This window comes from Edaphosphingomonas fennica (genome assembly GCF_003034225.1).
GTDB lineage: Bacteria > Pseudomonadota > Alphaproteobacteria > Sphingomonadales > Sphingomonadaceae > Sphingomonas_E > Sphingomonas_E fennica.
In genome coordinates this window covers 23,763-29,792 of record NZ_PHHF01000005.1, presented here as the reverse complement: position 1 = coordinate 29,792, position 6,030 = coordinate 23,763, and the positions used below count along the sequence as shown (strand labels likewise).

The window sequence follows — 6,030 nt, the reverse complement described above, 5'->3', positions numbered from 1 at the left end:
GGCGCGCGGCGCGGCCGGCTTCGGGGCAGGCGCTGGCTTGGCGGCCGGCGCGGGGGTGGGCGCAGGCACGGGCGCCTCCGCCACCGGGGCCGGCGTGGGGGCGGGAGCCGGGGTGGGCGCGGCGGCGGGAGCCTCGGCCACGGGGGCCGCTTCCGCCGGGGCGGGTGCAGCCGCGGGCGCGGGCGGCGGCGTGGTTGCCGCTTCCTGCACCGGGGCTTCCGCCTCGCCGGGCTTGCCGAGGATACGGCGGCGCTTGACCTCAACCACCACGGTGTTCGAGCGGCCATGGCTGAAGCTCTGCTTCACCTTGCCCGTCTCGACCGTGCGCTTGAGACCCAGGGGCGCGCGCATACCCAGTTTCGGCTTGTCGTTATCGCTCATCGAGTACCCGAACCCCTCACTTCAATTCCGTAGCGCCGATGGGCCTTGCGAAGGTGTATCGCAAGGCTCGGCGCTGCCATTCCGTCCAATAAAACCGCGCCAGCGGCCAAGTGCATCGGAAACGCGCGCGGCGGCAGCCGGCGCGACAAGCGCGATATGTACCACATTTTCGCGTCCCAAGGCCATCGACAATATGGCGCGGCTCGCGGGAATTACGAGTCCCCGCGTGTCCGTGCCTTCCATGTCGAGGCCGACTCGCAGCGCCTGATCCAGCTTGCGGGTGCCGTCCGCCGCCGCGTCGCGGGCGTGGAGCAGCAGCGCCACCGTCCCCTTGCGCGCGGCATCGACGATCCGTTCGCTGCCGGTAACGAGGTTGCCGGCCCTGGCCTCCAGCCCCAGGCGATCGAGCGCCGCGCGTTCCAGCGCGCGTTCAATCTGGGCGGGAAGATCGTCCGGGATCAGGAAGCTGGCCGTCTTGAAGGCACGCGCCAGCGCGCCCTTCAGCTTGCCCTTGGCGATCGCCGTTTCCAGCGCCACCCGGTCGACCGCGATCCAGGCGCCCCGCCCGCCCGCCTTGGCGCGGACATCGGGAGCGACGGTGCCGTCGGGGCCGAGCGCGAGGCGGATCAGCCCGTCGCGCGGCCCGTGATCGCCCGAAAGGACGCAGCGGCGCTCGGGGCCGTGGCCGGTATCGACCACGTCCTCGCCGCCCGCGTCCGGTGCGGACTCGGCATGCTTCCCGCCCGCCCGCGGCCCGCCCTTCGGCTTCGCGCGGGATGGACGGTGCGTCGGCGCTATCGCGCTAGGATGCTCATTGCTCGCCATCCGCAGCCGCGTCCTCCTGCGCTTCGTCGGCGAACCAGTGGGCACGCGCGGCCATGATGATCTCGTTGCCCTGCTCTTCGGTCAGGTTGTATTCGGCGAGCACGCCGCCCTTGTCCTCGGCGCGCTTGGGCGCATTCTCGTTGCGGCGGCGCGGCTCGGCCCGCTTCTTCTGCACGAGCTCGTCGGTGGCGAGATCGGCCAGGTCGTCGAGCGTCTTGATGCCCGCCTTGCCCAGCGTCACCAGCATGGCTTCGGTGAGGTAGGGCAGATCGGCCAGATCGTCCTCGACGCCGAGCGCGCGGCGCTCGTCGCGATTGGCCTGCTCGCGGCGGTCCAGCGCTTCCTGCGCACGGCTCTGCAGCTCGGCGGCCAGCTCCTCGTCGAAGCCCTCGATCGAGGCGATCTCGTCCGCCTCGACATAGGCCACTTCCTCGAGGCTGCCGAAGCCTTCGGCGACGAGCAGCTGGGCCAGCGTCTCGTCCACGTCCAGCTCGTTCTGGAACATCTCGCTGTTCTGAACGAATTCCTTCTGCCGCTTCTCGCTGGCGTCGGCCTCGGTCAGGATGTCGATGGCCTTGCCGGTCAGCTGGCTGGCGAGGCGGACATTCTGGCCGCGACGGCCGATGGCGAGCGAAAGCTGGTCGTCGGGCACGACCACCTCGATCCGCTCCTCCTCCTCGTCGATGACGACGCGGGCGACCTGCGCGGGCTGCAGCGCGTTGACGACGAAGGTGGCGGTATCGGGCGACCAGGGGATGATGTCGATCTTCTCGCCCTGCATTTCCTGCACGACGGCCTGGACGCGGCTGCCCTTCATGCCGACGCAGGCGCCGACCGGATCGATCGAGCCGTCATGGCTGATGACGCCGATCTTGGCGCGGCTGCCCGGATCGCGGGCGGCGGCCTTGATCTCGATGATGCCGTCGTAGATTTCGGGCACTTCCTGCGCGAACAGCTTCTTCATGAAGTCCGGATGCGCGCGGCTGAGGAAGATCTGCGGCCCGCGATTCTCGCGGCGCACCGACAGGATCAGCGAACGGACGCGATCGCCGACGCGCAGCACCTCGCGCGGGATCTGCTGGTCGCGGCGGATGACGCCTTCGGCGCGGCCGAGATCGACGACGACATGGCCGAACTCGACGCGCTTGACGACGCCGGTGATGATCTCGCCGGCGCGGTCCTTGAACTCGTCATACTGCCGCTCGCGCTCGGCATCGCGGACCTTCTGGAAGATCACCTGCTTGGCGGCCTGCGCGGCGATGCGGCCGAATTCGATCGGCGGCAGCGGATCGACGATGAAGTCGCCCACGGCGGCGCCCGGCTGCAGCTTCTGCGCGTCGGCGACGGAGACCTGCTTGAAATAGTCGTCGACCTGCTCGACCACCTCGACGACGCGCCACAGGCGCATGTCGCCGGAGCGCGGATCGATCTTCGCGCGGATATCGTTTTCGGCGCCGTAACGGGCGCGGGCCGCGCGCTGGATCGCGTCCTCCATCGCCTCGATCACGATTTCGCGATCGATCAGCTTCTCGCGCGCGACGGCGTCGGCGATGGCGAGCAGCTCGGCCCGGTTGGCGGAAATGGCGGTGGCCATGGCTTGGTCCTATCCTTCCTTCGAAATCCTGTCCGCGCCTTCGGTCGAAAGCGGCGCGGTGGCCTTTAACAGTGCATCGGTCAGAATGAGCTTGGCGCTGGCGATCCGGCCGAACGGGATCGCGACTTCGCCGACCCGTTCGGCATACACCTTCACGGTTTCACCTTCGAGTCCGTCGAGGCGCGCGTCGAACTGCTTGCGGCCGTCGAGCGGCGGCGCGACCTTGATCCGCGCATCGAACCCGGCCCAATCCTCGAAATCCTTGAGGCGGGTGAGCGGCCGATCGATGCCCGGCGAGCTGACCTCCAGCCGATAGGCCTCCTCGATCGGATCGGCGGCGTCGAGCACGTCGGAAATCCGGCGCGACAGGGCCTCGCAATCGGCAAGGTCGAGCTGGCGGGTGTCGGGCCGCTCCGCCATCACCTGCAGGGTTGGATCGGACTTGCCGCCGAACATCGCGACGCGCACGAGCGCGAGCCCGAGCGCCTGCGCCTCGGGTTCGATCAGCTTCGTCAATGCGGCGATGTCCGCGTCCGCCATATGCCTCCTTCGTCGAGCATGCGACCCTGGCGCCGGCCCCGGAGCGGAGCCGACCTCGCCAATGTCACCAATGTCGAGAGAGACTGCGATATAGGCGATCGCCCACCGTTCGGCAAGCGGAGTCGGCAATGCCTGCGCGCGCTTGATAATCGGCTGTTTTGCGGCTCTATTCGCCTGCCAAGGTCCGCGAAGGAGGCTGGTTGCCGATGTGGTTACTCGATCGGATGCTCTCCGGCATCGTCAAGCGGGGGGTGCTCCACGTCACCTACGCCGACGGCACTGAAAAGGCCTATGGCACGGCCACGCCCGGCTGGGCGGAGATTCGGATTCGCTTCACCGACAAGGGCGCGCCCAACTTCATCGCCCGCAATCCGCGCCTGGGCGCCGCCGAGGCCTGGATGGACGGCCGCCTCACCGTGGAGGGCGACGATGTCCGCGGCCTCATCGTTCTGCTGCGCGGCAATGCGCCGTGGGAGAAAGGCGGCGACAAGCTGAAGGCCAGCTTCTGGCGCGAACAGCTGCAAAGCATTCTCGCGCGGCTCGACCGGATCAACTGGGAACGCCGGTCCCGGCGCAACGTCGCCCATCATTATGACCTGAACGGCCGGCTCTACGACCTCTTCCTCGACAAGGACCGGCAATATAGCTGCGCCTATTTCACCGATCCCGGCAATTCGCTGGAACAGGCGCAGGCCGACAAGAAGGCCCATATCGCCGCCAAGCTGGACCTGAAGCCCGGCCAGAAGGTGCTGGACATCGGCTGCGGCTGGGGCGGCATGGCGCTCTACCTCCATCGCGTCGCCGACGTCGACGTGCTCGGCATCACCCTGTCCGAGGAACAGCTCGCCGTCGCCCGCCGCCGCGCCCAGGAAGCCGGCGTCGCCGATCGGGTGAAGTTCGAGCTGATCGACTATCGCGAGGTGCAGGGCCAGTTCGACCGCATCGTCTCGGTCGGCATGTTCGAGCATGTCGGCCCGCCGCATTACCGCACCTTCTTCGACAAGTGCCGCTCGCTGCTGGCCGAGGACGGGGTGATGCTGATCCACACCATCGGCCGGATGGGCAAGCCTTCGACCACCGATGCCTTCACCGCCAAATATATCTTCCCCGGCGGCTATATCCCGGCCCTGTCCGAAGTGGTTTCGGCCAGCGAGCGGAGCAAGCTGATCCTCTCCGACCTCGAAACGCTGCGCGTCCATTATGCCTGGACGCTCGACATCTGGTATGATCGCACCGTCGCCGCGCGGGCGGAGATCGAGGCGCTTTACGACGCCCGCTTCTATCGCATGTGGCTGTTCTACCTTGCCGGCGCGGCCGCGGCCTTCCGCCATGGCGGCATGTGCAACTACCAGCTCCAATATATCCGCCGCCGCGATGCCCTGCCCTATACGCGGGACTATATCGCCGAGGCCGAGCGCGAGCTGCGCGCGAAGGCATGACAAAATATTTCCCGGAAGGACGCCCCTTCCGGGAAACATCCGCTTTTGTCAGGACGTTGCGCAACGATCCCGATCCGACCCGGAGCCAGGCCATGCATCGTCCCACATCCTTCATCCTGCCGGCCATCGCCCTGCTGGCCGCCTGCGGCGGCGCGGGCGAGGAAGGCAATGCCGCCGCGCCGGCCACGGCCGCGGCAGCCGACAAGCCCTTCGTCGCCACCGTCGTCGCCGATTTCGATTCGCCCTGGGCGATGACGTTCCTGCCCGACGGCCGGATGCTGGTGACGGAAAAGGCCGGGCGGATGCTGCTGGTTTCGGCGGACGGCAAGGCCGCGACCCCGCTGGCGGGCATTCCGGCGGTGGACAGCGAAGGCCAGGGCGCGCTGATGGATGTGGTGCTGCACCCGAAATTCGCCGAGAACCGGCTCGTCTATTTCAGCTTTTCGGAGAAGGGCGAAGGCGGCAAGGGCGTGGCACTGGCACGCGGCACCCTTGCCGAAGGCCCCGCCCCGGCCCTGCGCGACGTGCAGGTGATCTTCCGCGCCAGCCCCTATGTGGAGGGCGACGGCCATTATTCGGGCCGCATCGCCTTCGCCCCCGACGGCCATCTGTTCTTCACCAATGGCGAGCGGCAGAAATTCGATCCCGCGCAAGACCCGAAATCGACGCTGGGCAAGGTGCTCCGCCTGAACGACGACGGCACGCCGGCCAAGGGCAATCCGCTGGCGGCCAGGGGCTTCCACCCGGCGATCTGGAGCTACGGCCACCGCAATCTGCTGGGCCTCGCCTTCGACGCGCAGGGCAATTTATGGGAACAGGAAATGGGCCCGCGCTATGGCGACGAGCTCAACCTGATCCTGCCCGGCCGCAATTACGGCTACCCCATCGTATCCAACGGCGATCATTATGACGGCCGGCCCATCCCCGATCACGATACCCGGCCGGACCTGGAAGCGCCCAAGGTCTATTGGAAGCCGGCCATCTCGCCCGCCGGGCTGATGATCTATTCGGGCGACATGTTCCCCGAATGGAAGGGCAGCGCCTTCATCGGCGCGATGAACACGGCGGGGCTGGTGCGCGTGGCGCTGGACGGCACCAGCGCCGCCAAGGCCGACCAATGGGACATGGACGGCCAGCGCATCCGCGAGGTGGAACAAGGCCCCGACGGCGCGATCTGGCTGCTGGAAGACGGCCTGCGCGGATCGCAGGGCCGCCTGCTCAGGCTGACGCCCCGGCGATAGCGCCGCCCCC

Annotated in this window: 6 protein-coding genes; 2 read left to right on the top strand and 4 right to left on the bottom strand. The window is 68.1% G+C overall.

What is annotated here, in order from left to right:
• The 4 genes from CV103_RS01460 to rimP form a co-directional block, all read right to left on the bottom strand.
• Positions 1 to 381 (bottom strand): translation initiation factor IF-2 associated domain-containing protein (locus CV103_RS01460; RefSeq protein WP_211314324.1); only part of this gene is annotated, 381 nt, incomplete at its 3' end.
• 21 nt (positions 382 to 402) lie between these two features.
• Positions 403 to 1,206 (bottom strand): DUF448 domain-containing protein, encoded by an 804-nt coding sequence (locus CV103_RS01455; protein ID WP_015458264.1) that lies wholly within the window; start codon positions 1,204 to 1,206, stop codon positions 403 to 405.
• Positions 1,193 to 2,800 carry a transcription termination factor NusA gene (nusA, locus tag CV103_RS01450; protein ID WP_015458265.1) on the bottom strand — a complete coding sequence of 536 codons (1,608 nt, stop codon included), beginning with the start codon at positions 2,798 to 2,800 and terminating at the stop codon, positions 1,193 to 1,195. The genes CV103_RS01455 and nusA overlap by 14 nt, the downstream gene beginning before the upstream one ends.
• Before the next feature lie 9 nt (positions 2,801 to 2,809).
• Positions 2,810 to 3,340 (bottom strand): ribosome maturation protein RimP, encoded by a 531-nt coding sequence (gene rimP, locus CV103_RS01445; RefSeq protein WP_015458266.1) that lies wholly within the window; start codon positions 3,338 to 3,340, stop codon positions 2,810 to 2,812.
• 206 nt (positions 3,341 to 3,546) lie between these two features.
• Here rimP and CV103_RS01440 point away from each other — a divergent pair, with 206 nt between their 5' ends.
• Positions 3,547 to 4,779 (top strand): SAM-dependent methyltransferase, encoded by a 1,233-nt coding sequence (locus tag CV103_RS01440; protein WP_107393745.1) that lies wholly within the window; start codon positions 3,547 to 3,549, stop codon positions 4,777 to 4,779.
• Positions 4,780 to 4,871: 92 nt separating this feature from the next.
• The gene (locus CV103_RS01435; protein WP_107393744.1) at positions 4,872 to 6,020 is read left to right on the top strand and encodes a PQQ-dependent sugar dehydrogenase; all 1,149 of its coding nucleotides are present in this window, start codon (positions 4,872 to 4,874) and stop codon (positions 6,018 to 6,020) included.
• Positions 6,021 to 6,030 lie beyond the last annotated feature (10 nt).